The organism is Brevundimonas sp. MEB006b (assembly GCF_030209705.1).
Taxonomy (GTDB): Bacteria; Pseudomonadota; Alphaproteobacteria; order Caulobacterales; family Caulobacteraceae; genus Brevundimonas.
Genome location: NZ_JARVRL010000005.1, coordinates 109,653 through 132,145 on the forward strand (window position 1 = coordinate 109,653; position 22,493 = coordinate 132,145).

A 22,493-nucleotide genomic window follows, 5' to 3' on the forward strand; every position below is an offset into this window, starting at 1 on the left:
AACACAGTCGATGAACGCTGATCAACTCATTCCGCTAATCTTCGGGCGCCTCACGCTTGAGGCTCTGCCGTTGCACGAGCCGATCCTGGTCGTGACCATGTCGGTCGTGCTGCTGGGCGGCCTCGCCCTGTTCGGCGCCCTGACGTATTTCAAGCTGTGGGGCTATCTCTGGAAGGAATGGTTCACCACAGTGGACCACAAGAAGATCGGGATCATGTACATGATCCTGGGTCTGATCATGTTCGTCCGCGGCTTCGCCGACGCTATCATGATGCGCCTGCAACAGGCGATGGCCTTTGGCGGGTCCGAGGGTTACCTGAACGCGCACCACTATGACCAGATCTTCACCGCCCACGGCGTGATCATGATCTTCTTCGTGGCCATGCCGCTGGTGACGGGCATCATGAACTACGTCGTGCCGCTTCAGATCGGCGCGCGCGACGTGTCCTTCCCCTTCCTGAACAACTTCAGCTTCTGGATGACCACGGCCGGCGCCATCATCGTCATGGCCTCGCTGTTCGTGGGCGAGTTCGCGCGCACCGGCTGGCTGGCCTATCCGCCGCTGTCGGGTATCGGCTACAGCCCCGGCGTCGGGGTCGACTACTACATATGGGCGTTGCAGATCGCGGGGGTAGGGACGACGCTGTCCGGCATAAACCTGATCGCGACGATCGTGAAGATGCGCGCGCCTGGCATGGGCATGATGAAGATGCCGGTCTTCACCTGGACCTCGCTGTGCACAAACGTGCTGATCGTGGCGTCCTTCCCGGTCCTGACGGCAGTCCTGGCCCTGCTGACGCTGGATCGTTACGTCGGCACCAACTTCTTCACGAACGACTTCGGCGGCAACCCGATGATGTACGTGAACCTGATCTGGATCTGGGGTCACCCCGAGGTCTACATCCTGATCCTGCCGCTGTTCGGCGTCTTCTCGGAGATCGCCTCGACCTTCTCGGGCAAGAAGCTGTTCGGCTATACCTCCATGGTCTACGCCACGGTCGTCATCACGATCCTGTCCTACCTGGTCTGGCTGCACCACTTCTTCACCATGGGCTCGGGCGCCTCGGTGAACAGCTTCTTCGGCATCACGACGATGATCATCTCGATCCCGACGGGCGCGAAGATCTTCAACTGGCTGTTCACGATGTACCGCGGGCGCATCCGGTTCGAGCTGCCGATGATGTGGCTGGTCGCCTTCATGCTGACCTTCGTGATCGGCGGGATGACGGGCGTGCTGCTGGCGGTGCCGCCGGCCGACTTCGTGCTGCACAACTCGCTGTTCCTGGTGGCCCACTTCCACAACGTCATCATCGGCGGCGTGCTGTTCGGCCTGTTCGCGGCGATCAACTTCTGGTGGCCCAAAGCCTTCGGCTTCAAGCTGGACAAGAAGTGGGGCCTGATCAGCTTCTGGTGCTGGGTGCCCGGCTTCTGGCTGGCCTTCCTGCCGCTGTATGTGCTGGGCCTGATGGGGGTGACGCGCCGGATGCGGGTGTTCGACGATCCCTCGCTGCAGATCTGGTTCGTCATCGCGGCCATCGGCGCCGGCGTCATCGCCCTGGGCATCGCGGCCATGTTCATCCAGTTCGCCGTGTCGATCATCAACCGCGACAAGCTGCGCGACACCACGGGCGACCCGTGGGGCGGCCGCACGCTGGAGTGGGCGACCTCGTCGCCGCCGCCGGCCTATAACTTCGCCTCCACGCCCTACGTCCATGACGCCGACGCCTGGTGGGACATGAAGAAGCAGGGCTATCAGCGTCCGCTGAGCGGCTACAAGGCGATCCACATGCCCTCGAACACCGGGGCGGGGATCATCATCTCGGGCCTGTGCCTGGTGATGGGTCTGGCCTTGATCTGGTACATCTGGTGGCTGGCCGCCATCAGCTTCATCGGGGTGTTGGCCGTCTCGATCGGCCATACCTTCAACTACAAGCGCGACTACTACATCCCCGAGGATGAGGTCCGAGCGACAGAAGAGGCGCGCACCCGCGCCCTGGCCGGAACGGAGGCCTGATCATGAGCGCGACTGCGACCGAGATCGACCGGACCGTCTTCCACCTGGAAGAGGAGCCGCACCACGAGGAAGGCTCCAGCACCATGCTGGGCTTCTGGCTCTATCTGATGAGCGACTGCCTCATCTTTGCGATGCTGTTCGCCGTGTTTGGCGTGCTGGGCGGCAACTACGCCGCCGGGCCGGGGCCCAAGGAGCTGTTCGACCTGGAGCTGGTGGCGATCAACACCGCCATGCTGCTGTTTTCGTCGATCACCTATGGGTTCGCCATGCTGGCGATGGATCGAAACAACCAGCGTCAGACGCTGGTCTGGCTGGCCATCACCGGCCTGTTCGGCCTGGCCTTCCTGGGCATCGAACTCTACGAGTTCGCGCACCTGATCCATGAAGGCGCGACGCCGCAACGCAGCGCCTTCCTGTCGGCCTTCTTCACCCTGGTGGGCACCCACGGCCTGCACGTCACCTTCGGCATCATCTGGCTGGTGACGCTGATGGTTCAGGTCAGCATGAAGGGCCTGATCCCCGCCAACAAACGCCGCCTGATGTGCCTGTCGATGTTCTGGCACTTCCTGGACGTCATCTGGATCGGCGTCTTCACCTTCGTCTATCTGCTGGGCATGCTGCGATGAGCGCCGACATGAACGACCATTCGCCGGAGTCTCACGAGACCGACCACCTGGGCCACGAGGGGCACAATCACGGCTCCTTCAAGAGCTACATGATCGGCTTCGTGCTGTCAGTGATCCTGACGGCCATCCCGTTCTCCCTGGTCATGACCGGCGTCCTGCCGACCCAGGCGACGGCCCTGATCGTCATGGGCTTCGCCGTGGTGCAGATCGTGGTGCACATGATCTACTTCCTGCACATGAACTCCAAGTCCGAGGGCGGCTGGATCATGCTGGCGCTGATCTTCACGATCATCGTGGTGGTCATCGCCCTGTCGGGTTCGCTGTGGGTCATGTACCACCTGAACACCAACATGATGCCTATGACGCACGACATGGCGCAGATGGGCGGCTGAGGTCGAGATCACGGACCCGTCCTCAGTGCCGGCCGGCGGCAAGGCCAGACGTTCGCGATCCTTCCGCATGGCGGTCGTGGTCGCGGGCGTGGCGCTGTTCGTCGGCTTTCTGGCGCTGGGCGGGTGGCAGGTTCAGCGTCTGGCCTGGAAGACCAATCTGATCGCCCAAGTCGATGCGCGCGTTCACGCGGCCGCCGTCCCAGCGCCTGGCCCGACCCAATGGCCCGGTGTGACGCGCGACAAGGATCAGTACCGCCGCGTCATGGTTCGCGGTCGATTCCTGCACGACAAGGAAACCCTGGTTCAGGCGGTGACCGACGCCGGCGGCGGCTTTTGGGTCATGACGCCCCTGGTTGACGACCGGGGCTTCACCGTCCTGATCAATCGCGGCTTCGTGCCGTCAGGCCGACGCGATCCGGCCGTCCGCGCCGATGGTCAGGTCGAGGGACCGCAGAGTTTGACGGGACTGCTCCGAATCACCGAGCCGAAGGGCGGCTTCCTGCGCGCCAATGATCCCGCCGGTGATCGCTGGCGGTCCCGCGACGTCGCGGCGATCGCTGCGCGGCGGGGCCTGACGACCGTCGCGCCCTATTTCATTGATGCGGACGCCAGTCCGAACCCAGGCGGATGGCCGCGCGGAGGGCTGACGGTGATCCGGTTCGCCAACAGCCATCTGGTCTATGCACTGACCTGGTTCGGCATGGCGCTGCTGACTTCGGTCGGTCTGTGGCTGTTCCTGCGCGACGGCAGGCGCAACAGGTCATGACGACGACAACTGTGCAAAGGCTGCTGGGCCTGGGGCTCAGAGGTGGTGTCGCGACCCACGGCGGGGCCAACCGCCGCAATATGCTGCTGCTGATCCAGTTGCGCTGGCTGGCGGTCGCCGGACAGGTGGCGACGATCCTGCTGGTGCAGTACGTGATGCGGATCCCGCTGCCGGTGCTGTGGTTGCTGGCGGCGCCGGCGGGTCTGGTGCTGGTCAATCTGGTCAGCGCGCCGTTGACCGTTCGCACGCAGGAGGTCGAGGACCAGGCGCTGATGATCGCCCTTCTGGCGGATGTGGCGGCCCTGACCTGGCTGCTTTTCCTGACCGGGGGCGCAGCCAATCCGTTCGTGGCGCTGTATCTGCTGCAAGTCGTTCTTGGGGCCGTGCTGCTGGCGCCGGTCTATGCCTGGGCGCTGATCGCCATCACCAGCCTGTGTTTCGCCGGGCTGGGCCTGCATTCCCGCCCGCTGAACCTGCCGCCGGCGCGCGAGGATTCGCTGCTCAGCCTCTACCTTCAGGGCAGTCTAATCTGTTTCGTGCTGATGGCCGTGCTTCTGGTGTTGTTCGTCACCCGGATCAGCCAGAATTTGCGTGAGCGCGACGCCTCCATGGCCGCCCTGCGCCAGCAGACGGCCGAGCATGATCATATCGTCCGCATGGGCCTGCTGGCGTCGGGCGCAGCGCATGAGCTAGGAACACCATTGGCTTCGCTGTCGGTGATCCTCAGCGACTGGAAGCGGATGCCGGCCCTGACCCAGGACGCCGACCTGGCTCAGGACATGACGGTGATGCGGGCCGAGGTCGAACGCTGCAAGGCCATCGTCACCGGTATCCTTATGTCGGCCGGCGAGGCGAGGGGACAGGCGCCTGAGCGCACTACCTTGCGCGCCTTCGTCGCCGATGTGGTGGCCAGCTGGAGCGGCGACGGTGTGGCGGTGCAGATCCGCGACGAGCTGGCCCAGAACCCGTCAATCATCGCCGACCCGGCCCTGCGTCAGGTGCTGGGCGTGCTGTTCGACAATGCGGTCGAGGCCGGAGCGAGCCGCATCACCGTGACCACGACACGGACGGACGAAGATTTCGGCATCGCGGTCCGCGACGACGGACCAGGCTTTCCGCCGGCGATCCTTCAGGCCTGGGGCAAGCCTTACAACTCCACCAAGCCCAGGCCCGGCGCGGGTCTCGGCCTCTTTCTGCTCATGAATGTGATCCGGTCGCTGGGCGGACGGGTAGAAGCCTCCAATCCCCCGGCGGGCGGCGCAGAAGTGCGTCTGACCCTACCGCTTTCGGCGTTGGCTCCGACGGACGAGATCGCGCATGACCGATGACGCCAGATTGCTGCTGATCGTCGAGGACGACGAGTCGTTCTCGACCACCCTGCGACGCTCGTTCGAACGGCGTGGCTATACGGTCGTCAGCGCCGCCAGTCCCGACCAGATGACCGAGGTGCTGAAGACGCATCGCCCCGGCTATGCGGTCGTCGATTTGAAGCTGGGCGGCCATTCCGGCCTGACCTGCGTCGAGGCTCTTCACGCCTTCGACCCCGAGATGAATATCGTCGTCCTGACCGGCTTCGCCAGCATCGCGACGGCGGTCGAGGCGATCAAGCTGGGCGCCCGGCACTATCTGGCCAAGCCCGCCAGCACCGATGACATCGAAACCGCGTTCGGCCGGGCGGACGGCGACGCCGAGACGCCGCTGGGCACGCGCCCCACCTCGATCAAGACCCTGGAATGGGAGCGGATCCACGAGACGCTGGTGGAGACCGACTTCAACATTTCAGAGGCGGCGCGGCGCCTGGGCATGCACCGCCGCACCCTGGCGCGGAAGTTGGAAAAGCGCCGCGTCACCTAGTCCAGTTCGGCCGCGATCCGGTCGGCCAGCGCCCGTAAGGTCGCCGTATCCGCCATCGGCGCATGGCCGTGACCCTTCATCTCGCGATCTGCCCAGCGCGGCACGATGTGGAAATGCAGATGGAAGACTGTCTGTCCGCCCGCCTCGCCGTTGAACTGCAGGATCGACAGGCCTTCAGGCTTCAGCGCTTTCTCGACCGCCTTGGCCGTGCGTTGCAGGGCGGCGGTCATGCGGGCCAGCACCTCGGGCTCGATCTCCAGCAGATTACGCGCCTGGGACTGTTTGGCGATGATCAGGACGTGGCCTTCCGATTGGGGAAACACGTCCATGAAGGCCAGGACGTGGTCGTCCTCCCACACCTTCACCGACGGAATGTCGCCGCGCAGGATCTTGGCGAAGATGTTGTTGGTGTCATAGGCGCCGTGCAGGCTCATGAGCGGTCTCCGTGCGGTTCGAACCTTCGATAGCAGCGCTGTCCACGGAGGGGGAGCCTTCGCCCACGCCATGCATTATGGTCACGCTTGAACGTAACGAGGCACGTCATGATCCGTTTCATCATCCAGGCGCTGGTCACTATGGCGGGCCTGTGGCTGTCCGCCCAGGTCGTGCCGGGCGTGGACTTCACCAGCACGGGGTCGCTCATCGCCGCCGCCATCATTCTGGGCCTGGTCAACGCCTTTGTGCGGCCGATCCTGGTCGTGCTGACCTTCCCGATTACCGTCGTGACCCTTGGACTGTTCCTGCTGGTCGTGAACGCCGCAATGATCGGGCTGACCTCCATCTTGCTGGACGGCTTCCGCGTCGACGGCCTGTGGGCCGGCATCGGTGCGGCCATCGTGACCGGCGTCGTCAGCTGGATCGCCGGCGCCTTCATCGGCGGTGAAGAGGGGCGGGGCTAACTTCTTCAAAAGCTCGACGAGGTGATGCGAGCCCAAGACGATTCAACACCTTAGTTTGGCCGGTCTGCGCTCGCTTCCCGACGCCTGCGGAAAAGCATGTCTGTCGTCGCTCGGGCCCTTTGCTCGATAAGTCGCTGACGGTCGGGATCGGGGTGGGGCTCTTGCGTCGTCGCCCAGCGTGCTCCGGCCGGCGCCGCCAAATCACGGCATACGCTCAGCGCAAGGCCCCGCTGGTAGGCGTTTGCATTACGCTTTTGGCGGTCGGCTTCCCCAGTGACACTGGCCGTTTCGACGGGCGTGAACGTATTTGACTTCCATTGCGCTGGCGGGACCGGCATAGGGCGACCGTTCTCGATAATCCGGATGGAACTGGGCTCTTCCCAGATCGTGTAGGCCGCAAATGGCTCGATCGTGTCTACATGCTGCACAAGACCACAAATAACCCGTCCGCCGTTTCGAACGTCACGAGCAGTGTGCTCGAGGATGACTGCGGAAGGTCGCTTTTCGAAGACTGTCTGAAGGATGGCCTCGTCCGATGGTCGGGGCGGACGAGCGGTCTCCGTAGCCGAAGCCTGGCTAGCCATGATCACGATAGACATCGCCGCCAGAAACATAGGCTTATCCCACCTTCACCCGCGTCGCCGCCTCGGGCAGGTCCTCGCCGAAGGCGCGCTGGTAGAACTCGGCGATGGTCGGGCGTTCCAGCTCGTCGCACTTGTTCAGGAAGGTCAGGCGGAAGCTGAGGCCCAGGTCGTCGTTGAAGATCTGGGCATTCTGGGCCCAGGTGATGACCGTGCGGGGCGACATGACGGTCGAGATGTCGCCGTTCATGAAGGCGTTGCGGGTCATGTCGGCGACGCGGACCATGGCGGCGATCCGGCGGCGGCCCTCGGCGTCCTTCCACTCGGGCACCTTGGCGGCGACGATCTCGGCTTCCACGTCGTGATCCAGATAGTTCAGCGTGGTGACGATGTTCCAGCGGTCCAGCTGGGCCTGATTGATCTGCTGCGCGCCGTGATACAGGCCCGTGGTGTCGCCCAGGCCGATGGTGTTGGTCGTGGCGAACAAACGAAAATAGCGGTTCGGGCGGATGACGCGGTTCTGATCCAGCAGGGTCAGGCGGCCCTGGGCCTCGAGCACGCGCTGGATCACGAACATCACGTCGGGCCGGCCGGCGTCGTATTCGTCGAAGACCAGGGCGATGGGGCGTTGCAGCGACCACGGCAGGATGCCTTCGCGGAACTCGGTGATCTGCTTGCCGTCCTTCAGGACGATGGCGTCCTTGCCGATCAGGTCGATCCGGCTGACGTGGCTGTCCAGGTTCACCCGCACCAGCGGCCAGTTCAGGCGGGCGGCGACCTGTTCGATGTGGGTCGACTTGCCGGTGCCGTGATAGCCCTGGACCATGACGCGACGGTCGAAGGCGAAGCCGGCGCAGATGGCGATCGTCGTCTGGGGATCGAAGCGGTAGGCCTCGTCGATCTCGGGCACATGGCTGTCGCGCTCGTCGAAGGCGGGCACGGTCATGTCGCTGTCCACGCCGAAGGCTTCGCGCAGGGTCACGCGACGATGCGGTTCGAGCGTCAGCAGGGGATCGGGGGAGGCGTCGAGCGGGGAGGTCATGGACCTCATCTAGAGGCGCCGCGCGCGCGGCTCAACACGCGCGCGGCCCTTGGCGTCGGTTATTTCGCGCTCAGGCGAACATCGACGTTGTTGCGGGTGGCGTTGGAGTAGGGGCAGACCTGGTGCGCCTTCTCGATCAGGTCGTCGATGACGGCCTGGTCCAGCCCGTGGTCGGTCACGGTCAGGTCGACATCCAGGTTGAAGCCATCACCCTTGGTGTTCTTGCCGAAGCCGACACCGGCGGTGACCTTGGTGTCGGGGCTGACGGGCGTGCCGGCCTTGCCGCTGACCAGACGCAGCGCGCCGAGGTAGCAGGCGGCGTATCCGGTGGCGAACAACTGCTCAGGATTGGTGCCGTCGCCGCCCTTGCCGCCCATCTCGGTTGGCGTGGACAGTTTGACGTCGATCTTACCGTCGTCGGTGGCCGAACGGCCGTCCTCACGGCCTCCGCCCGATGCCGTCGATTGGGCGCGATACAGAACTTCCATGGCAGGCTCCTTGGGTTGGGATGCTTGAGATGGGAGCTTAACGGCGGACGGGAAGGGGGCGTTGCATCGCGGCTAGAGCCTGATCCGCTTGAGTTGAAGCGCTTCGCGCTTCGACGTAGCGGTGAATCAGGCCCCAGGTTCAAGCGAGACCTTGATTCACGGCTTCAGCGGAATCGCGGAGCGATTCCTCCCCAGCCGATCAAGGTCTAGCCATCGGCGGGCGACGCGGGCTAAAGCACCTGCTGGGGCGCGTCGTCGGAGTACGCAGTGAAGATTGCCGAACGCTGGTTCGTGTGGGCGGGCATGGTTCTGCTGGGCGGCATCGCCCTGGCGGGGTTGGTCGTCGCCGTCTATGCCGCGTGGCTGTTCCACGACCTGCCTGATGCGTCGGAACTGGCGGACTATCGACCGCCGACCGCGACGCGCGTCTATGCCGGCGACGGTACCCTGATCGGCGAGTTTTCGGACGAGCGCCGGATTTATGTCTCCTACGACCAGATTCCCCAGCCGGTGATCCACGCCTTCCTGGCGGCCGAAGATCGCAACTTCTTCCAGCATGGCGGCATCGATGTGGGCGGCATCGGCCGCGCGTCGCTGAAGAACGTCTTCAACCTGGCGTCGGGGCGCCGGTTGGAAGGCGGTTCGACCATCACCCAGCAGGTGGCCAAGAACGTCCTGCTGACCAACGAATCCAGCCTGAACCGCAAGCTGAAGGAAGCCATCCTGGCCAATCGCCTGGAGGCGACCCTGTCTAAGGAGCAGATCCTCGAACTGTATCTGAACGAGATATTCCTGGGCTATCGCTCGTTCGGCATCGCTTCGGCGGCCTACAACTATTTCGGCAAGTCGCTGGCGCAGCTGACGCCCGACGAAGCCGCCTTCCTGGCGTCCCTGCCCAAGGGGCCGAACAACTACCACCCCAAGCGTCACCCCGGCGCGGCCAAGGGCCGTCGTGACTGGGTGCTGGGCGAGATGGAGCAGAGCGGCTGGCTGACGCCTGAGCAACTGGTCGAGGCGCGCGCCAAGCCTCTGGTCACGCGCGATGCGCCGCAACGGTCGGATTACAAGGACGCCGACTTCTTCGTCGAGGAGGCCCGCCGCCAGGCCGCCGCCAACCCCCAGTTCGGCGAGCAGCTGCGCGCCGGCGGCTTCTACATGCGCACGACCCTAGACCCGACGCTGCAGACGGCGGCGCGCCGGGCTCTGATGCAAGGCCTCGAGAATTACGACCGTCGTCACGGCTGGCGCGGCGGGTGGGGCACGACCGACTTCGCCGACGGCTGGCAGGCGGTCGCGCTGAAGGAACAGGCGCCGCCCGAGCGCCGCAGCTGGCAGGCCGCCGCCATCGAAAGCGTCAGCGGCAACACGGTGCGCATCCGCACGGCCCGCGACGACACGTCCGGCACGCTGCTGGCGTCGGACGCCGCCTGGGCCAACGCCAATCGTCAGCTGAAGCGCGGCGAACTGATCTTCGTGGAGCCGCAGGGTGGCCAGTTCGCCCTGAAGCAGGTGCCGCGCGTCAACGGGGCGCTGGTCGCCATCGAACCGCAGTCGGGCCGCGTGCTGGCGATGGTCGGCGGCTATTCCTATGCGCTGTCCAGCTTTAACCGGGCGACTCAGGCGCGCCGCCAACCGGGTTCCGCGTTCAAACCGTTCGTCTATGCGACAGCGTTGGAGGGCGACTTCACCCCGGCCTCGATCGTCCTGGATGCGCCGATCAGCTTCGCCGGCGGTCCCAACGGCACGCGCTGGACGCCCGAGAACTATAGCCGCCAATACTATGGCCCTCAGACGCTGCGGCGCGGGTTGGAGCTGTCGCGCAACGTCATGACGGTGCGGTTGGCCCAGTCGGTCGGGATGAAGAAAATCGTCGATCAGTCGGCCAAGATGGGTCTGCCGGGCATGACGCCGAACCTGTCGGTGTCGCTGGGCGCCGGCGAGGTCACGCCGCTGGAGATCACGGCCGCCTATTCCGCCTTCGCCAACGGCGGGCGGCGGGTGACGCCCTATCTGATCGACTATGTGCAGGACCGCGACGGCGAGACCATCTTCCGCGCCGACAATCGCAGCTGCCGCGAATGTGGACGGGGCTTCTCCGGCCAGGAGTCGCCGCGCCTGCAGCAGCGCGGAAACCAGGTCATCGACCCGATCACCGCCTATCAGATGAGCTCCATGCTGGAAGGCGTCGTTCAGCGCGGCACCGCCGCCAGCGCGCGCGGCCTGGGGCCCTGGGTCGCGGGCAAGACCGGCACGACCAACGAATATCGCTCAGCCTGGTTCGTGGGCTTCACCACCGACATCGTGGTCGGCGTCTTCATCGGCTTCGACGACAACCGCTCGCTGGGATCCGGTGAAGCCGGCGCCTCGGCCGCCGTGCCGGTCTTCACGGAGTTCATGCAGACGGCGTTGAAGGAAAGACCGGCTCGCCCGTTCGTCCGGCCCAAGAACGCCATCTTCCGCAGCGTCAACGGCATCGAGGAGGCCTTCCGCCCCGGCACCGAGCGCCAGGCCCCGCCGCCGCGCCCGACCGGGCCGGCTCAGCCCGTTGGACCGCAGAATTATTATGAGGTGATCCGCCGCGAGCAGGAGGCCGCCAGCGGCGCGCCCGCCTCATCGCCGGCGCCCACCGCGCCGCCGCCGCCCAAGAAGGCGCCGGCCGAGGACTTGAGCGGATTGTACTGAGGCTCTAGGTAGGCCTTTCGAACGGCGCGTCCTCGTGGCGCGCCGTTTTCCATTAATCCTGCCCTGTCGCGCGTCCTGCGGACCGCGCTGCTTCAGGGCGTTGTGTCGCGGAGATTGCGATGAGACCGGATGTCGAGGCCATGAAGGCCGACATCGAGCAGAGCGTCGCTCTGCTCAGGAGGCGTCTTTGACTGGGATGTCGCTTTAAGAAAGCTCGATGAGCTGAATGCGCGGGTCGAGGATCCGACACTGTGGGACAAGCCCGACGAGGCCCAGGCCGTCAGCCGCGAACGCTCGCAGCTGGAAGGCAAGATCAACACCGTCAAGGCGATGGAGCAGGACCTCGAAGATGGGGTGATGCTGGCCGAGATGGCGGACGAGGAGGGCGACGAGGGCGCGCTGGAAGACGCTCGCGCGTCACTGCGCGGCATCAAGGAACGCGCCGCCCGCGCCGAGCTGGAAGCCCTGCTGTCCGGGGAGGCTGACGGCAATGACGCCTATCTGGAAGTGAACTCCGGCGCCGGCGGCACCGAGTCGAACGACTGGGCCGGCATGCTGCTGCGGATGTATTCGCGCTGGGCGAAGGCGCACGGCTACGAGGTCACGATCGAAGCGCACGAAGAGGGTGAACAGGCGGGGGTCAAGTCGGCCACCATCCTGATTGAAGGCCCCAACGCCTATGGCTGGCTGAAGTCGGAATCGGGCGTGCACCGCCTGGTCCGCATCAGCCCCTATGACGCGGCGGCCAAGCGTCACACCAGCTTCGCCTCCATCGGGGTGTCGCCGGTCGTGGACGACGCGATCGAGATCGATATCAATCCCGCGGACGTGCGCACCGACACCTACCGCGCCTCGGGCGCGGGCGGTCAGCACATCAACAAGACCGACTCGGCCGTGCGCCTGACGCACACCCCGACCAACACCGTCGTGGCCTGCCAGGCCGGCCGGTCGCAGCACCAGAACCGCGAGATGGCGTGGAAGATGCTGCGCGCGCGCCTGTACGAGCTGGAACTGCAGAAGCGTGAGGCGGCGGCTCAGGCGCTGGCCGACGCCAAGACCGACATCGGGTGGGGCCACCAGATCCGCTCCTATGTCCTGCAGCCCTATCAGATGGTGAAGGACCTGCGGACCGAGGTTGAGACCTCGGATACCCAGGGGGTGCTGGACGGCGACCTGGACGCCTTCATGGGCGCGGCGCTGGCCCAGCGGGTCGGCGAGACCCGCGGATCGAGCGTGGACTGACGGAAAAGGGCGGCTCTCTGGAGCCGCCCTTTTTTGTTTAGGCTACTGGCCTTGCGGACGACTTGAGCCCGTTCGCACTCGACGCGGTCAGGCGGCGGTCTTGTCGGCCTTGTCGGCCTTCGGCGCGGGGGCTTCCAGCATGGCGGCGCCAGGGGTGTCGCGCTTGGCCTGGTTGCAGCGGCCCTGGAACCAGGCGCCCTGGTCGATGGCGAGCTGTTCCTGGGTGATGTCGCCCTCGACGCGGGCGGTGGCGTGAAGCTTGACCTGTTTGGCGACGATGGCGCCCGAGACGCGGCCGCGCACGTCAAGGACGTCGGCATGGACCGTGCCCTCGACCGAGCCGCCTTCGCCGATCACGACGCGCGAGACGCGGACGTCGCCCTTCAGCGAGCCGTCGACCTGAAGCTCGCCGGCGCCGGAGATGTTGCCTTCGTATTTCACGCCGGCCGAGAGTGTCGACAGGTTGCTGGACCGGGCCGCTGGACGGGCCGGTTCAGGCGCGCGCGGCGCTTGCGTCGTCGCCGGCAGGGACGGCGTACTCGCGGCCATCGGCGTGGGCGTGGTCGGTTCGGGCGCCGGGGGGATGCCCAGGCCGTTAGATCCGCTGTCGTAGGATTTGCTCTTGGTGAACATGGTGCGCTCCGCATCTGCCAGCCAAGGCCGGCCAAGCCCCTATTAGCCCCGACGCCCACTAGGCCGTGCAGGAGGGGCCAAGGTCAAGCATCGCTTCCGAACGGCGCTCGCCGATCACAGGGGCCTGGCGGCCTCCAGCACGGCGGCGGCATGGTCGGCGACCTTCACATTGCGCCAGGCCTTGGCGACGCGGCCGTCGGTGTCGATCAGGAAGGTGGCCCGCTCGATGCCCATATATTCGCGGCCATAGAGCTTTTTCTGCACCCAGACGCCCCAGGCTTCGCAGGCGGCGCCGTCCTCGTCGGAGGCGAGGGTGACGGCGAGATCGTATTTGGCCTTGAACCTGTCGTGCTTCTTCATCGTGTCCTTGGACACGCCGATGACCGGCACGCCCAGAGCGGCGAAGTCGGGCGCCAGGGCGGTGAAGTCCTGCGCCTCACGCGTGCAGCCGGTCGTGTCGTCCTTGGGATAGAAATAGACGACGGCGGGTTTGCCTTTGAGGGCGGCGAGGGTGACGCGGCCGCCGCCGTCCGTGGGCAGGTCGAGGGCGGGCGCGGGTTGGCCTTCGGCGGCGGACATCAGACGGGCCTCACCAGAACGATCTTTTTCTTGCCGGCCGCCAGTTTGATGACGCCGTCCTTGAGGTCGGCTTCGGTCAGCAGTTGGGCGCCGTCGGACACGGCGGCGTCGTTGAGGCGCAGGCCGCCGCCCTGGGCCAGGCGACGTGCCTCGCCGTTGGAGGCTGTCAGGCCGGCCTTCGTCACGACAGCGGCGATCATGGCGCCGTAGACCTCGGCCGACGGCAGTTCGACGGTCGGCAGGTCGGCGGACAGCTGGCCTTTTTCAAAGGCGCTCTCGGCGGCGGCGCGGGCGGTGGCGGCGGCCTCTGCGCCGTGCAGCATGGTCGTCGCGGCGTCGGCGAGGGCCTTTTTGGCGTCGTTGATGGCCGCACCTTCCAGCGCTTCGTAGCCAGCGATTTCGGCGTCCGACAGATCGGTGAACAGGCGCATGAAGCGGCCCACGTCTCCATCCTCGGTGTTGCGCCAATATTGCCAGTAGTCATAGGGCGACAGGGCGTCGGCATTCAGCCAGACGGCGCCGCCCACGGTCTTGCCCATCTTCTGGCCCGAGGCGGTCGAGAGCAGGGGTGTGGTCAGGCCGAAGGCGGCCTTCTGATCCACCTTGCGGGTCAGTTCGACGCCGTTGATGATGTTGCCCCACTGATCCGAACCGCCCATCTGCAGCGTGCAGCCGTAGCGGCGATTCAGCTCCAGGAAGTCGGTGGCCTGCATCAGCATGTAGTTGAACTCGAGGAAGGTCAGCGGCTGCTCGCGTTCCAGGCGCAGCTTGACGGAATCGAAGCTGAGCATCCGGTTGACGGTGAAATGCGTGCCGTAGTCGCGCAGAAATTCCAGGTAGCCCAGCTTGGACAGCCATTCGTCGTTGTCGACCATGATGGCGTCCGACGGGCCGTCGCCGAAGGTCAGGAACTTTTCAAACACGCCTTTGATGCCGGCGATGTTCTCGGCGATCCGCTCTTCGGTCAGAAGGGGACGCTGCGTATCCTTGAAGCTGGGGTCGCCTACCTTGGTGGTGCCGCCGCCCATCAGGACGATGGGCTTGTGTCCAGCCTGCTGCAGGCGACGCAGCAGCATGATCTGGATCAGGTGTCCGACGTGCAACGAAGGGGCGGTGGCGTCAAAGCCGATATAACCGGTGACCACGCCCGCGGCGGCCGCCGCATCCAGTTCGGCCGGATGGGTGATCTGATGGATATAGCCTCGCGCCTGCATGGTGCGGAGGAAGTCGGATTTGAAGGCGTGTTCGGTCATGGTGAGGCTGGGTTAGCAGGGATGACGAGGGTCGTCTTCCCCTAGTCGAGGCGGCGTCGGCTGTTCAGACGGTGCGGATGAAAAACACCGTCTAAAGTGTCTGATTCGTCTAATCTCGGTCGGCGCGAAATTGCACGGCAACGCGAAAACGCGTGCAAAATGCAAGACGGTGCAATTTCAGGCGGAGCGGCTTTGGGCATGGCTCGCCCATTGTACGACCGTTTTGCAGAGTGACAGGGTAAGCGCTGCTGCTTCGTCTCAGAACCTTGTTTTGTCAGGGTATATCTGGCGGAAATACTAAGGTTAGTGTGACTTTTGAGCGTGGCCGCTACTTCAATCCGTCCTGCGCCAACGTGTAGGCGACCACGGCGTTGGCGTGGCCGTGGCCCATGCCGTGCGCATCCTTGAGAATGGCGACCAACTCCATATGCCGGGCGGGATAGCCGTCGCGCACTATCTGCTGCCAATGGGAAATAGGATGGCCGTAGGTCTTCTCGATTGAGGGGAAGTATGACGCCGGACCCTTCACGGGATTGTCGGTCATGAGGTTCTCCCTTTTTCCGAACCGATACTATCGCAACGCGCGGTGAGCGTCACGGCGATGCATGAGCGTTGACCGTGCGCGTTGCTTCGATACGAAGGCCCTATGCGTCTGCCCCTGATCCCGCACCCGACATCCAGCCCGGCCGGGCTGACGCTGGAGGCCGAGGCGCGGCGAGCCGGGTGGGTGCTGAGCCTGGAGTATGTGCTGGCCGGACCGGTGGAGGGGGTGTGGCAGCCGGAGGCGGCGGCGCGGGTGCGGACGGATGGGCTGTGGCAGGCGACCTGTTTCGAGGCGTTCGTGCGGACGACGGGCGGCTATGTCGAATACAATCTGTCGCCTTCGGGTGCGTGGGCGGCCTATCGGTTCGACGGCTATCGCGAGGGCATGCGGGAGCTGGAGATGCCCGCGCCGTTCATCGTGACGCGGTCGGCGCCTGGACAGTTCGTGCTGACGGCGGACGTGACCTTGCCGGAGGATGCGGTCGGGGCGACGGGGGTGGCGGCGGTGATCCGGGGCGTGGACGGGGCGATCGGCTATTGGGCGCTGGCGCATCCTTCGGATAAGCCGGACTTTCATCATCCCGACTCGTTCGCGCTGGACCTGACATGAACTTCGGCCTCGACCGCCTTTTGTCCGACGACGCCCTGAGGGCGCAGCTGAAGGGGCGACGCGTGGCCTTGCTGGCGCATCCGGCGTCGGTGATGAAGGATCTGGCCCATGCGGTGGACGCGCTGGCCGCCTGTCCCGAAATCAGGTTGACCGCCACCTTTGGCCCGCAGCACGGGATGAAGGGCGATCTGCAGGACAATATGATGGAAAGCCCGGACTATCGCGATCCGGTGCACGGCTTTCCCGTCTTCAGCCTGTATGGCGAGGTGCGGCGGCCGCGCGACGAATGGATGGCCGAGTTCGACGTGCTGCTGGTCGATCTGCAGGACCTGGGCTGCCGAATCTACACCTATGTGACGACCCTTCTGTATGTGCTGGAGGCGGCGGCGAAACACGGCAAGTCGGTCTGGGTGCTGGACCGGCCCAATCCGGCGGGACGGCCGGTCGAGGGGATGACGTTGAAGCCCGGCTGGGAAAGCTTCGTCGGGGCCGGGCCGATGCCGATGCGGCACGGGATGACGATGGGCGAACTGGGCCTGTGGTTCATCGACCAGTTCAAGCTGGATGTGGATTACCGGGTGGTGGAGATGCAGGGCTGGGCGCCCGAGGCGGGTCCGGGCTTCGGCTGGCCGCTGCTGGATCGGTCGTGGATCAATCCCAGCCCCAATGCGCCGAACCTGTCGATGGCGCGCGCCTATGCGGGCACGGTGATGCTGGAAGGCGCGACCCTGTCGGAAGGGCGGGGGACGACACGGCCGCTGGAGCTGTTCGGGGCGCCGGACATCGATGCGCGGGCGGTGATCGCGGAAATGCAAGCGCTGGCTCCGGACTGGCTTGGCGGCTGCATCTTGCGCGACATGTGGTTCGAGCCGACCTTCCATAAGCACGTCGGAAAGCTGTGCAGCGGGGTGCAGATCCACGTCGATCACCCCGGCTATCACCATACCGCCTTCAAGCCATGGCGGGTTCAGGCTCTGGGATTCAAGGCGATCCGGCGGCTGTATCCCGACTATGACCTGTGGCGGGATTTTCCGTATGAGTATGCGTTCGGGAAACTGCCCATCGACGTGATCAACGGCGGGCCGGGCCTGCGGGAATGGGTGGACGACGCGGCGGCGACGCCAGGCGATCTGGATGCGGCGACGCAGCCGGACGAGGCGGCATGGGAAGATGCGCGACGGCCGTTCCTGCTCTACTGATCTTTGCCCAAAGTTCGCCATCAAGGCGCGATCACCTCTCGGCCTGATTGTGGAGGGGTGTTGTGATTGGATCGATTTTTGCCGTTGCGCTGCTGACGTCTCAGGCACCGGCTGAACCGAGCGTCGAAGTCAGAGCCTTGGTCGCGCCGGTGGCCGAGGCGATCGCAGCCGAAAAGGCGCGTCAAGCCGCCCTGCCGCCGACGACCTCTGACCGCGAGCGGCTCGAACGCATGGGCGCGCTGGATCAGGTCGGCAGGCGCGCGTTTACGGTGCTGGATTTCAGCGCCCTGCCTGCCGACGAGCGACAAACCGCTGAGACCTTGGCGTGGGCGGACATCAACGCGGAGGACAAGGCCTTGCTGGACGAGCTTTTGACCATGGTTCCGGCGGAAGGATGGTTCAAAAAGTCGGTCTATGGCGAGCGTGCAGCCGGCGCCGCCTTCCTGATCATTCAGCATTCCGATCTGGAAAACTGGCGACGATTCGTTCCTGTGCTGGAGCCGCTGGTCGCGCAGGGCGAAGTTGAAGGTCAGAGCTATGGTCTGATGTACGACAGGCTGGCGATAAACGAGGGCCGCCCGCAGCGTTACGGCACGCAGATGACCTGCAAGGATGGGCGCTGGGTGGTCGACACGCTGGAGGATCCCGAGCGCGTCGAACAACGGCGTCGTGAGATGAAATTCCCTTGGACGCTGGCGGAATACGAGGCGCGGTTCCGAGACTATCCGCCTTGCACCCATCAATAGCAGCCATAACCAAAATCTATTGCGCATCTGCAAATAAGTGATTGGGTTTATTTGGTGCGGTGCGGTAGGGAGAGCGCCTCCCAACCACCTTGCATTGGATTTTGCGCATGGCTCTCATCAATACGACCATCAAACCTTTTACGGCCGAAGCCTATAAGGGCGGCAAATTCCTGACGGTCACGGACGCCGACGTCGCGGGCAAGTGGGCGATCTTCTTCTTCTATCCGGCCGACTTTACCTTCGTGTGCCCGACCGAACTGGAAGACCTGGCCGACCACTACGCCGAGTTCCAGAAGCTGGGCGTCGAGATCTATTCGGTGTCGACCGACACCCACTTCTCGCACAAGGCCTGGCACGACTCGTCGCCGGCTATCGGCAAGATCGAATACACGATGCTGGGCGACCCGTCGGGCCTGGTGACCAACAACTTCGACGCCATGCGTCCGGGCGTGGGCCTGGCCGACCGCGCGACCTTCCTGGTCGATCCGGACGGCGTGATCCAGTTCACCGAGACGACATCGGAAGGCATCGGCCGCAACGCCGCTGAACTGCTGCGCAAGGTCAAGGCCGCCCAGTATGTGCGCTCGCACCCGGGTGAAGTCTGCCCGGCCAAGTGGGAAGAAGGCGAAGCCACCCTGGCGCCGTCGCTCGACCTCGTCGGCAAGATTTAAGACTGACTACGCCTATCGGGTCCGGCCTTCGGGTCGGACCCACCCGGCCGCCTCCCAAATGCGGGAGGCCGACCTTATCACGCAGGCCTCGCCGGGATCGGCTCGAAGGCGGCGCGTTACCCTGAAATTCGAGGAGCATCCGATGCTAGACGTCAACCTGAAATCCCAGCTCGAAGCCTACCTCAAGAACATCGTCCATCCCGTCGAACTGGTCGCCTCGCTGGGCGCGGGGCCGAAATCGATCGAGCTGAAGACTCTGCTGGAGGAGATCGTCTCGGTCTCGCACGGCAAGGTCGAGATGGGCCGCGACTATGACGACGAGCGCCAGCCCAGCTTCCTGATCCGCAGGAAGGGTACGGATATCGGCGTTCGGTTCGCGGGCATCCCGCTGGGTCACGAGTTCACCTCGCTGGTGCTGGCCCTGCTGCACGTCGGCGGCCATCCGTCCAAGGCGGCGCAGGAGGTGATCCAGCAGGTCAGGGACCTGGACGGCGACTATGTGTTCGAGACCTATTTCTCGCTGTCGTGCCAGAACTGCCCGGACGTGGTGCAGGCGCTGAACCTGATGAGCGTGATCAATCCGCGCATCAAACACGTCGCCATCGAGGGCGGCCTGTTCAAGGACGAGGTCGAGGAACGCAAGATCATGGCCGTGCCGACGGTCTTCCTGAATGGCGAGCTGTTCGGTCAGGGCCGGATGGAGCTGGAGCAGATCGTCGCCAAGCTGGATTCCGGGGCCGAAGCCCGCGCGGCCGAGCGTCTGAAGTCGAAGGATCCGTTCGAGGTTCTGGTGGTCGGCGGCGGGCCGGCGGGGGCGGCGGCCGCCATCTATACGGCGCGCAAGGGCATTCGCACGGGCGTCGTCGCCGAACGCTTCGGCGGACAGGTGCTGGATACGATGGCGATCGAGAACTTCGTCTCGGTCCCCTACACCGAGGGGCCCAAGCTGGCGGCCCATCTGGAGCAACACGTCCGCGAGTATGAAGTGGACCTGATGAACCTGCAGAAGGCGGCCAAGCTGATCCCGGCCAAGGTTCCAGGCGGCCTGCACGAGGTGGTGCTGGAAAATGGCGCATCACTGAAATCGCGCACCATCATCCTGTCGACCGGCGCGCGCTGGCGGCAGATGAACGTACCGGGCGAGGACCAGTACAAGAATAAGGGCGTGGCCTATTGCCCGCATTGCGACGGGCCGCTGTTCAAGGGCAAGCGGGTGGCGGTGATCGGCGGCGGCAACTCCGGCGTTGAGGCGGCGATCGACCTGGCGGGCATCGTGGCCCATGTGACCCTGATCGAATACGACAGCGAGCTGCGGGCCGATGCGGTGCTGCAGCGCAAGCTGGCGACCCTGCCGAACGTGCGGATCGTGACCTCGGCCCTGACGACTCAAGTGCATGGCGACGGCGAGAAGGTGACGGGCCTGTCCTACAAGGACCGCAACTCCGACGCCCATCACGACGTCGATCTGGAAGGCATCTTCGTGCAGATCGGTCTGGTCCCGAACACCGAGTGGCTGCACGGCGCGGTGGGCCTGACCCCGCGCGGCGAGATCGAGGTGGATCACCGCGGCGAGACCTCGCAGCCGGGCATCTTTGCGGCCGGCGACGTTACGACCGTGCCCTACAAGCAGATCGTCATCGCCATGGGCGAGGGGTCCAAGGCGGGGCTGTCGGCATTCGACTACATGATCCGTACCGAACCGGCGAAAGAGGCGGTGGCCGAACCGGCGTGACCGCTTAACGGTGAGGGCAGCCGGGCCAGCAACAGGGGCGGCGCTTGCCGTCGGTCAAGCTCGCCCGGCCCCAATCCAGCCGTTTGCGCCGGGTTTCCGACTTCTTGGCGGACTCGATCCAGCAGATCCATTCGTTGCGGGCCAGGGGCGTGATGTCGCGCCAGGTCGCCAGGGCGTCAGGCGCGGCGACCAACGCCGCGCGCAGGTCGTCCGGCAAGTCGTGAACCACGCCGCCAGTGATGTCGGTCGCATCGGCCATGCCCATTTGTCGCAGCGACAGGTCTGGTCCGCAACGGCGCGTTAGAACCGCCGTGCGAGACCGACTCCGAACTCCACGTCCGGGCTGTCGTCGTTCAGGCCGAAGTTAAGACCGAAATCCAGCTGGGCGTCGGGCAGGGACGGCGGCGACCAGACGGCGGTCAGGTCGAAGGTGGACGGCGTGGTCGGCGCGACGGGATCATCGTCGCGGCTGATCCAGACCTCGGCGCCCAGGTCCCATTGGCCGAAGCCGCGGCCGACGCCGGCGACCATCGTGTAGGCGGCGTGGCGGCCGTCCCCGTCCGCGTCCGAGACCCAATCGACTTCGGGTGACAAAGCCAGGCTCCAGTCGTCGTTCAGCGGGATGGAGACCGGCAGGATGACGCCGCCCTCGAAACCGTCGGCGCGAATGCCGCGCGCACCCGTCGGCGCGGTGATGAAGCCGGAAATCGCGACGGACAGGCCCGAGCCGTCAGGGTTCTTCAGCGAGTGCCGCAGGCCGAGACTGAGATCTCCGACGCCCTCAGCCACCTCACGGTCGCCGGTCGCGCGGTCGAGAAGGCGCTCGTGGTTCCAGGTCGTGAGCCCGAGTTGAAGCTCAGTCAGGCCCGTCAGACCATAGCGCACGAACAGGTCGCCGGCGTCCCAGGTGTCGGTCCGTGTGGTGTCGTCCGTCTGACGCACGCCGTCGAACAGGCCGAGTTCGATCTGCCAACGGCCCTTGTCGAGGATGCAGGCGGGCGTGCCCTTGCCGGGGCGATCGGCGCAGAAATCGCGCTTTGGCGCGGACTGAGCCGCCACAGTCGTGGGCAAGGCCATGCAGGCGATCAGGGCGATCAGAAGGGGCGGGCGCATGGCGGATCTCGCAGCGATGTCTCGCCCGATCATGCCGCCCGCGCCTTAATCAGCCGTGACGCCGAGCCGAAAAACAGGCCGGATGTTAGGCCGGCTTTTCTTCCAGACGCTTGTCCAGATAGGCGCCGACGCGGGTTTCGACCGCGCTCATGTGGTCCTGCCAGAAGTGGCTGGCGCCCTCTTCCAGTTCGTAGTCGATGATGATGCCCTTTTGGGTGCGCAGCTTGTTGACCACGCGCTCGACCTCGACCGGCGGGACGATGGTGTCGGCCGTGCCGTGCAGGAACAGGCCGGACGCCGGGCAGGGCGCCAGGAAGCTGAAGTCATACATGTTCGACGGCGGCGAGACCGAGATGAAGCCGTCCGTCTCGGGGCGACGCATCAGAAGCTGCATGCCGATGTAAGCGCCGAACTGATAGCCGGCGACCCAGGTCTGGCTGGCGCCAGGGTTGTTGGCCTGAAGCCAGTCGAGGGCCGTGGCGGCGTCCGCCAGCTCGCCGATGCCCGAATCGAACTCGCCCTGCGACTTGCCGACGCCGCGCGAGTTGTAGCGCAGGGTCGCAAAGCCACGCTGCTGGAACAGTTGGTGCAGGGTGACCGCGACCGGGTTGTTCATATGTCCGCCCGCCTTGGGGTGCGGATGCAGGATCAGCGCGATCGGGGCGTTCGGGCGCTTGCCCGGGGAATAGCGGCCTTCGATGCGACCGGAGGCGCCGGGCAGGATGACTTCAGGCATAGGGGCTCTGGAATCCGTTCAACTGTCATTTCGCGAGTGCGTAATACTTGACCGCGGAGGTGGGACTTTCTAAGTCCCTCCGCAAGCGCGCC

At 65.2% G+C, this 22,493-nt stretch carries 24 protein-coding genes; 14 read left to right on the forward strand and 10 right to left on the reverse strand.

Annotation, left to right across the window (positions count from 1 at the left end):
• Window positions 1-10: 10 nt before the first annotated feature.
• The 6 genes from cyoB to QRN13_RS06925 all read left to right on the forward strand — a co-directional run bounded on the left by cyoB (window position 11) and on the right by QRN13_RS06925 (window position 5,652).
• Window positions 11-2,014: a cytochrome o ubiquinol oxidase subunit I gene (gene cyoB / locus QRN13_RS06900; RefSeq protein ID WP_284877351.1), complete on the forward strand. Its 2,004-nt coding sequence runs from the start codon at window positions 11-13 to the stop codon at window positions 2,012-2,014.
• Window positions 2,015-2,016: 2 nt separating this feature from the next.
• Complete coding sequence (gene cyoC, locus QRN13_RS06905; RefSeq protein ID WP_039248366.1) at window positions 2,017-2,640, forward strand: cytochrome o ubiquinol oxidase subunit III; 624 nt, start codon at window positions 2,017-2,019, stop codon at window positions 2,638-2,640.
• Entirely contained in the window at window positions 2,637-3,032 is a 396-nt protein-coding gene (cyoD, locus tag QRN13_RS06910; protein WP_502868581.1) for a cytochrome o ubiquinol oxidase subunit IV, read from the forward strand. The genes cyoC and cyoD overlap by 4 nt, the downstream gene beginning before the upstream one ends.
• 67 nt (window positions 3,033-3,099) lie before the next feature.
• Window positions 3,100-3,798 (forward strand): SURF1 family protein, encoded by a 699-nt coding sequence (locus QRN13_RS06915; RefSeq protein WP_284877353.1) that lies wholly within the window; start codon window positions 3,100-3,102, stop codon window positions 3,796-3,798.
• On the forward strand, window positions 3,795-5,126 hold the full coding sequence (locus QRN13_RS06920; RefSeq protein WP_284877354.1) for an ATP-binding protein: 1,332 nt from the start codon (window positions 3,795-3,797) through the stop codon (window positions 5,124-5,126). Before QRN13_RS06915 ends, QRN13_RS06920 begins: the two co-directional genes overlap by 4 nt.
• On the forward strand, window positions 5,116-5,652 hold the full coding sequence (locus QRN13_RS06925) for a response regulator transcription factor (RefSeq protein ID WP_066626535.1): 537 nt from the start codon (window positions 5,116-5,118) through the stop codon (window positions 5,650-5,652). Before QRN13_RS06920 ends, QRN13_RS06925 begins: the two co-directional genes overlap by 11 nt.
• Here the strand turns inward: QRN13_RS06925 and QRN13_RS06930 are convergent.
• Window positions 5,649-6,086, reverse strand: a complete 438-nt coding sequence (locus QRN13_RS06930; protein WP_165117051.1) for an HIT family protein — start codon at window positions 6,084-6,086, stop codon at window positions 5,649-5,651. The two genes, QRN13_RS06925 and QRN13_RS06930, sit on opposite strands and share 4 nt — an antisense overlap.
• A 108-nt stretch (window positions 6,087-6,194) precedes the next feature.
• On the opposite strand from QRN13_RS06930, the gene QRN13_RS06935 reads away from it, so the two are divergent.
• Window positions 6,195-6,551, forward strand: a complete 357-nt coding sequence (locus QRN13_RS06935) for a phage holin family protein (protein ID WP_284877355.1) — start codon at window positions 6,195-6,197, stop codon at window positions 6,549-6,551.
• Between the two features lie 618 nt (window positions 6,552-7,169).
• On the opposite strand, the gene cobS is transcribed toward QRN13_RS06935, so the two are convergent.
• Together cobS and QRN13_RS06945 are read right to left on the reverse strand one after the other, a co-directional pair.
• Window positions 7,170-8,174, reverse strand: a complete 1,005-nt coding sequence (cobS, locus tag QRN13_RS06940; RefSeq protein WP_055753459.1) for a cobaltochelatase subunit CobS — start codon at window positions 8,172-8,174, stop codon at window positions 7,170-7,172.
• 59 nt (window positions 8,175-8,233) lie between these two features.
• A complete protein-coding gene (locus QRN13_RS06945) occupies window positions 8,234-8,662 on the reverse strand; it encodes an organic hydroperoxide resistance protein (protein ID WP_055804865.1) in 429 nt (142 codons plus the stop codon).
• Window positions 8,663-8,929: 267 nt separating this feature from the next.
• On the opposite strand from QRN13_RS06945, the gene QRN13_RS06950 reads away from it, so the two are divergent.
• Complete coding sequence (locus QRN13_RS06950; protein WP_350224841.1) at window positions 8,930-11,344, forward strand: penicillin-binding protein 1A; 2,415 nt, start codon at window positions 8,930-8,932, stop codon at window positions 11,342-11,344.
• A 119-nt stretch (window positions 11,345-11,463) separates the two neighbouring features.
• Window positions 11,464-12,586, forward strand: a protein-coding gene (gene prfB / locus QRN13_RS06955) for a peptide chain release factor 2 (protein WP_284877356.1) whose coding sequence is annotated in 2 segments (ribosomal slippage) — window positions 11,464-11,532 and window positions 11,534-12,586 — 1,122 coding nt in all. Because the reading frame shifts where the segments join, the coding sequence is not laid out codon by codon here.
• A gap of 87 nt (window positions 12,587-12,673) precedes the next feature.
• Here prfB and QRN13_RS06960 read toward each other — a convergent pair.
• The 4 genes from QRN13_RS06960 to QRN13_RS06975 form a co-directional block, all read right to left on the reverse strand.
• Window positions 12,674-13,219, reverse strand: coding sequence for a bactofilin family protein (locus tag QRN13_RS06960; RefSeq protein ID WP_284877357.1), 546 nt, complete (start codon window positions 13,217-13,219; stop codon window positions 12,674-12,676).
• 114 nt (window positions 13,220-13,333) lie between these two features.
• Complete coding sequence (locus QRN13_RS06965) at window positions 13,334-13,798, reverse strand: peroxiredoxin (RefSeq protein ID WP_284877358.1); 465 nt, start codon at window positions 13,796-13,798, stop codon at window positions 13,334-13,336.
• Complete coding sequence (gene tyrS, locus QRN13_RS06970; RefSeq protein WP_284877359.1) at window positions 13,798-15,051, reverse strand: tyrosine--tRNA ligase; 1,254 nt, start codon at window positions 15,049-15,051, stop codon at window positions 13,798-13,800. The genes QRN13_RS06965 and tyrS overlap by 1 nt, the downstream gene beginning before the upstream one ends.
• 328 nt (window positions 15,052-15,379) lie before the next feature.
• The gene (locus QRN13_RS06975; protein WP_284877360.1) at window positions 15,380-15,595 is read right to left on the reverse strand and encodes a DUF4287 domain-containing protein; all 216 of its coding nucleotides are present in this window, start codon (window positions 15,593-15,595) and stop codon (window positions 15,380-15,382) included.
• A 102-nt stretch (window positions 15,596-15,697) separates the two neighbouring features.
• Here QRN13_RS06975 and QRN13_RS06980 point away from each other — a divergent pair, with 102 nt between their 5' ends.
• The 5 genes from QRN13_RS06980 to ahpF all read left to right on the forward strand — a co-directional run bounded on the left by QRN13_RS06980 (window position 15,698) and on the right by ahpF (window position 20,552).
• Complete coding sequence (locus QRN13_RS06980; RefSeq protein ID WP_284877361.1) at window positions 15,698-16,204, forward strand: DOMON-like domain-containing protein; 507 nt, start codon at window positions 15,698-15,700, stop codon at window positions 16,202-16,204.
• Window positions 16,201-17,403 carry an exo-beta-N-acetylmuramidase NamZ family protein gene (locus QRN13_RS06985; protein WP_284877362.1) on the forward strand — a complete coding sequence of 401 codons (1,203 nt, stop codon included), beginning with the start codon at window positions 16,201-16,203 and terminating at the stop codon, window positions 17,401-17,403. The genes QRN13_RS06980 and QRN13_RS06985 overlap by 4 nt, the downstream gene beginning before the upstream one ends.
• A 137-nt stretch (window positions 17,404-17,540) precedes the next feature.
• A complete protein-coding gene (locus tag QRN13_RS06990; protein ID WP_284877363.1) occupies window positions 17,541-18,149 on the forward strand; it encodes a DUF6624 domain-containing protein in 609 nt (202 codons plus the stop codon).
• 107 nt (window positions 18,150-18,256) lie between these two features.
• Window positions 18,257-18,820, forward strand: a complete 564-nt coding sequence (gene ahpC / locus QRN13_RS06995; RefSeq protein WP_017504020.1) for an alkyl hydroperoxide reductase subunit C — start codon at window positions 18,257-18,259, stop codon at window positions 18,818-18,820.
• A gap of 142 nt (window positions 18,821-18,962) precedes the next feature.
• A complete protein-coding gene (ahpF, locus tag QRN13_RS07000; RefSeq protein WP_284877364.1) occupies window positions 18,963-20,552 on the forward strand; it encodes an alkyl hydroperoxide reductase subunit F in 1,590 nt (529 codons plus the stop codon).
• A gap of 4 nt (window positions 20,553-20,556) precedes the next feature.
• On the opposite strand, the gene QRN13_RS07005 is transcribed toward ahpF, so the two are convergent.
• From QRN13_RS07005 to QRN13_RS07015, 3 genes are all read right to left on the reverse strand, one after another.
• A complete protein-coding gene (locus tag QRN13_RS07005) occupies window positions 20,557-20,811 on the reverse strand; it encodes a YdeI/OmpD-associated family protein (protein ID WP_055753469.1) in 255 nt (84 codons plus the stop codon).
• 41 nt (window positions 20,812-20,852) lie between these two features.
• Window positions 20,853-21,665, reverse strand: a complete 813-nt coding sequence (locus tag QRN13_RS07010; RefSeq protein ID WP_284877365.1) for a transporter — start codon at window positions 21,663-21,665, stop codon at window positions 20,853-20,855.
• An 85-nt stretch (window positions 21,666-21,750) separates the two neighbouring features.
• Window positions 21,751-22,401: an alpha/beta hydrolase gene (locus QRN13_RS07015; protein ID WP_017504016.1), complete on the reverse strand. Its 651-nt coding sequence runs from the start codon at window positions 22,399-22,401 to the stop codon at window positions 21,751-21,753.
• Window positions 22,402-22,493: the final 92 nt, after the last annotated feature.

What these genes read in the sequence shown, in the direction of transcription:
- cyoB (WP_284877351.1), top strand. Translation starts at nt 11, where the DNA reads ATGAACGCTGATCAACTCATTCCGCTAATCTTCGGGCGCCTCACGCTT.
- cyoC (WP_039248366.1), top strand. Translation starts at nt 2,017, where the DNA reads ATGAGCGCGACTGCGACCGAGATCGACCGGACCGTCTTCCACCTGGAA.
- cyoD (WP_502868581.1), top strand. Translation starts at nt 2,637, where the DNA reads ATGAGCGCCGACATGAACGACCATTCGCCGGAGTCTCACGAGACCGAC.
- QRN13_RS06915 (WP_284877353.1), top strand. Translation starts at nt 3,100, where the DNA reads ATGGCGGTCGTGGTCGCGGGCGTGGCGCTGTTCGTCGGCTTTCTGGCG.
- QRN13_RS06920 (WP_284877354.1), top strand. Translation starts at nt 3,795, where the DNA reads ATGACGACGACAACTGTGCAAAGGCTGCTGGGCCTGGGGCTCAGAGGT.
- QRN13_RS06925 (WP_066626535.1), top strand. Translation starts at nt 5,116, where the DNA reads ATGACCGATGACGCCAGATTGCTGCTGATCGTCGAGGACGACGAGTCG.
- QRN13_RS06930 (WP_165117051.1), bottom strand. Translation starts at nt 6,086, where the DNA reads ATGAGCCTGCACGGCGCCTATGACACCAACAACATCTTCGCCAAGATC.
- QRN13_RS06935 (WP_284877355.1), top strand. Translation starts at nt 6,195, where the DNA reads ATGATCCGTTTCATCATCCAGGCGCTGGTCACTATGGCGGGCCTGTGG.
- cobS (WP_055753459.1), bottom strand. Translation starts at nt 8,174, where the DNA reads ATGACCTCCCCGCTCGACGCCTCCCCCGATCCCCTGCTGACGCTCGAA.
- QRN13_RS06945 (WP_055804865.1), bottom strand. Translation starts at nt 8,662, where the DNA reads ATGGAAGTTCTGTATCGCGCCCAATCGACGGCATCGGGCGGAGGCCGT.
- QRN13_RS06960 (WP_284877357.1), bottom strand. Translation starts at nt 13,219, where the DNA reads ATGTTCACCAAGAGCAAATCCTACGACAGCGGATCTAACGGCCTGGGC.
- QRN13_RS06965 (WP_284877358.1), bottom strand. Translation starts at nt 13,798, where the DNA reads ATGTCCGCCGCCGAAGGCCAACCCGCGCCCGCCCTCGACCTGCCCACG.
- tyrS (WP_284877359.1), bottom strand. Translation starts at nt 15,051, where the DNA reads ATGACCGAACACGCCTTCAAATCCGACTTCCTCCGCACCATGCAGGCG.
- QRN13_RS06975 (WP_284877360.1), bottom strand. Translation starts at nt 15,595, where the DNA reads ATGACCGACAATCCCGTGAAGGGTCCGGCGTCATACTTCCCCTCAATC.
- QRN13_RS06980 (WP_284877361.1), top strand. Translation starts at nt 15,698, where the DNA reads ATGCGTCTGCCCCTGATCCCGCACCCGACATCCAGCCCGGCCGGGCTG.
- QRN13_RS06985 (WP_284877362.1), top strand. Translation starts at nt 16,201, where the DNA reads ATGAACTTCGGCCTCGACCGCCTTTTGTCCGACGACGCCCTGAGGGCG.
- ahpC (WP_017504020.1), top strand. Translation starts at nt 18,257, where the DNA reads ATGGCTCTCATCAATACGACCATCAAACCTTTTACGGCCGAAGCCTAT.
- ahpF (WP_284877364.1), top strand. Translation starts at nt 18,963, where the DNA reads ATGCTAGACGTCAACCTGAAATCCCAGCTCGAAGCCTACCTCAAGAAC.
- QRN13_RS07005 (WP_055753469.1), bottom strand. Translation starts at nt 20,811, where the DNA reads ATGGCCGATGCGACCGACATCACTGGCGGCGTGGTTCACGACTTGCCG.
- QRN13_RS07010 (WP_284877365.1), bottom strand. Translation starts at nt 21,665, where the DNA reads ATGCGCCCGCCCCTTCTGATCGCCCTGATCGCCTGCATGGCCTTGCCC.
- QRN13_RS07015 (WP_017504016.1), bottom strand. Translation starts at nt 22,401, where the DNA reads ATGCCTGAAGTCATCCTGCCCGGCGCCTCCGGTCGCATCGAAGGCCGC.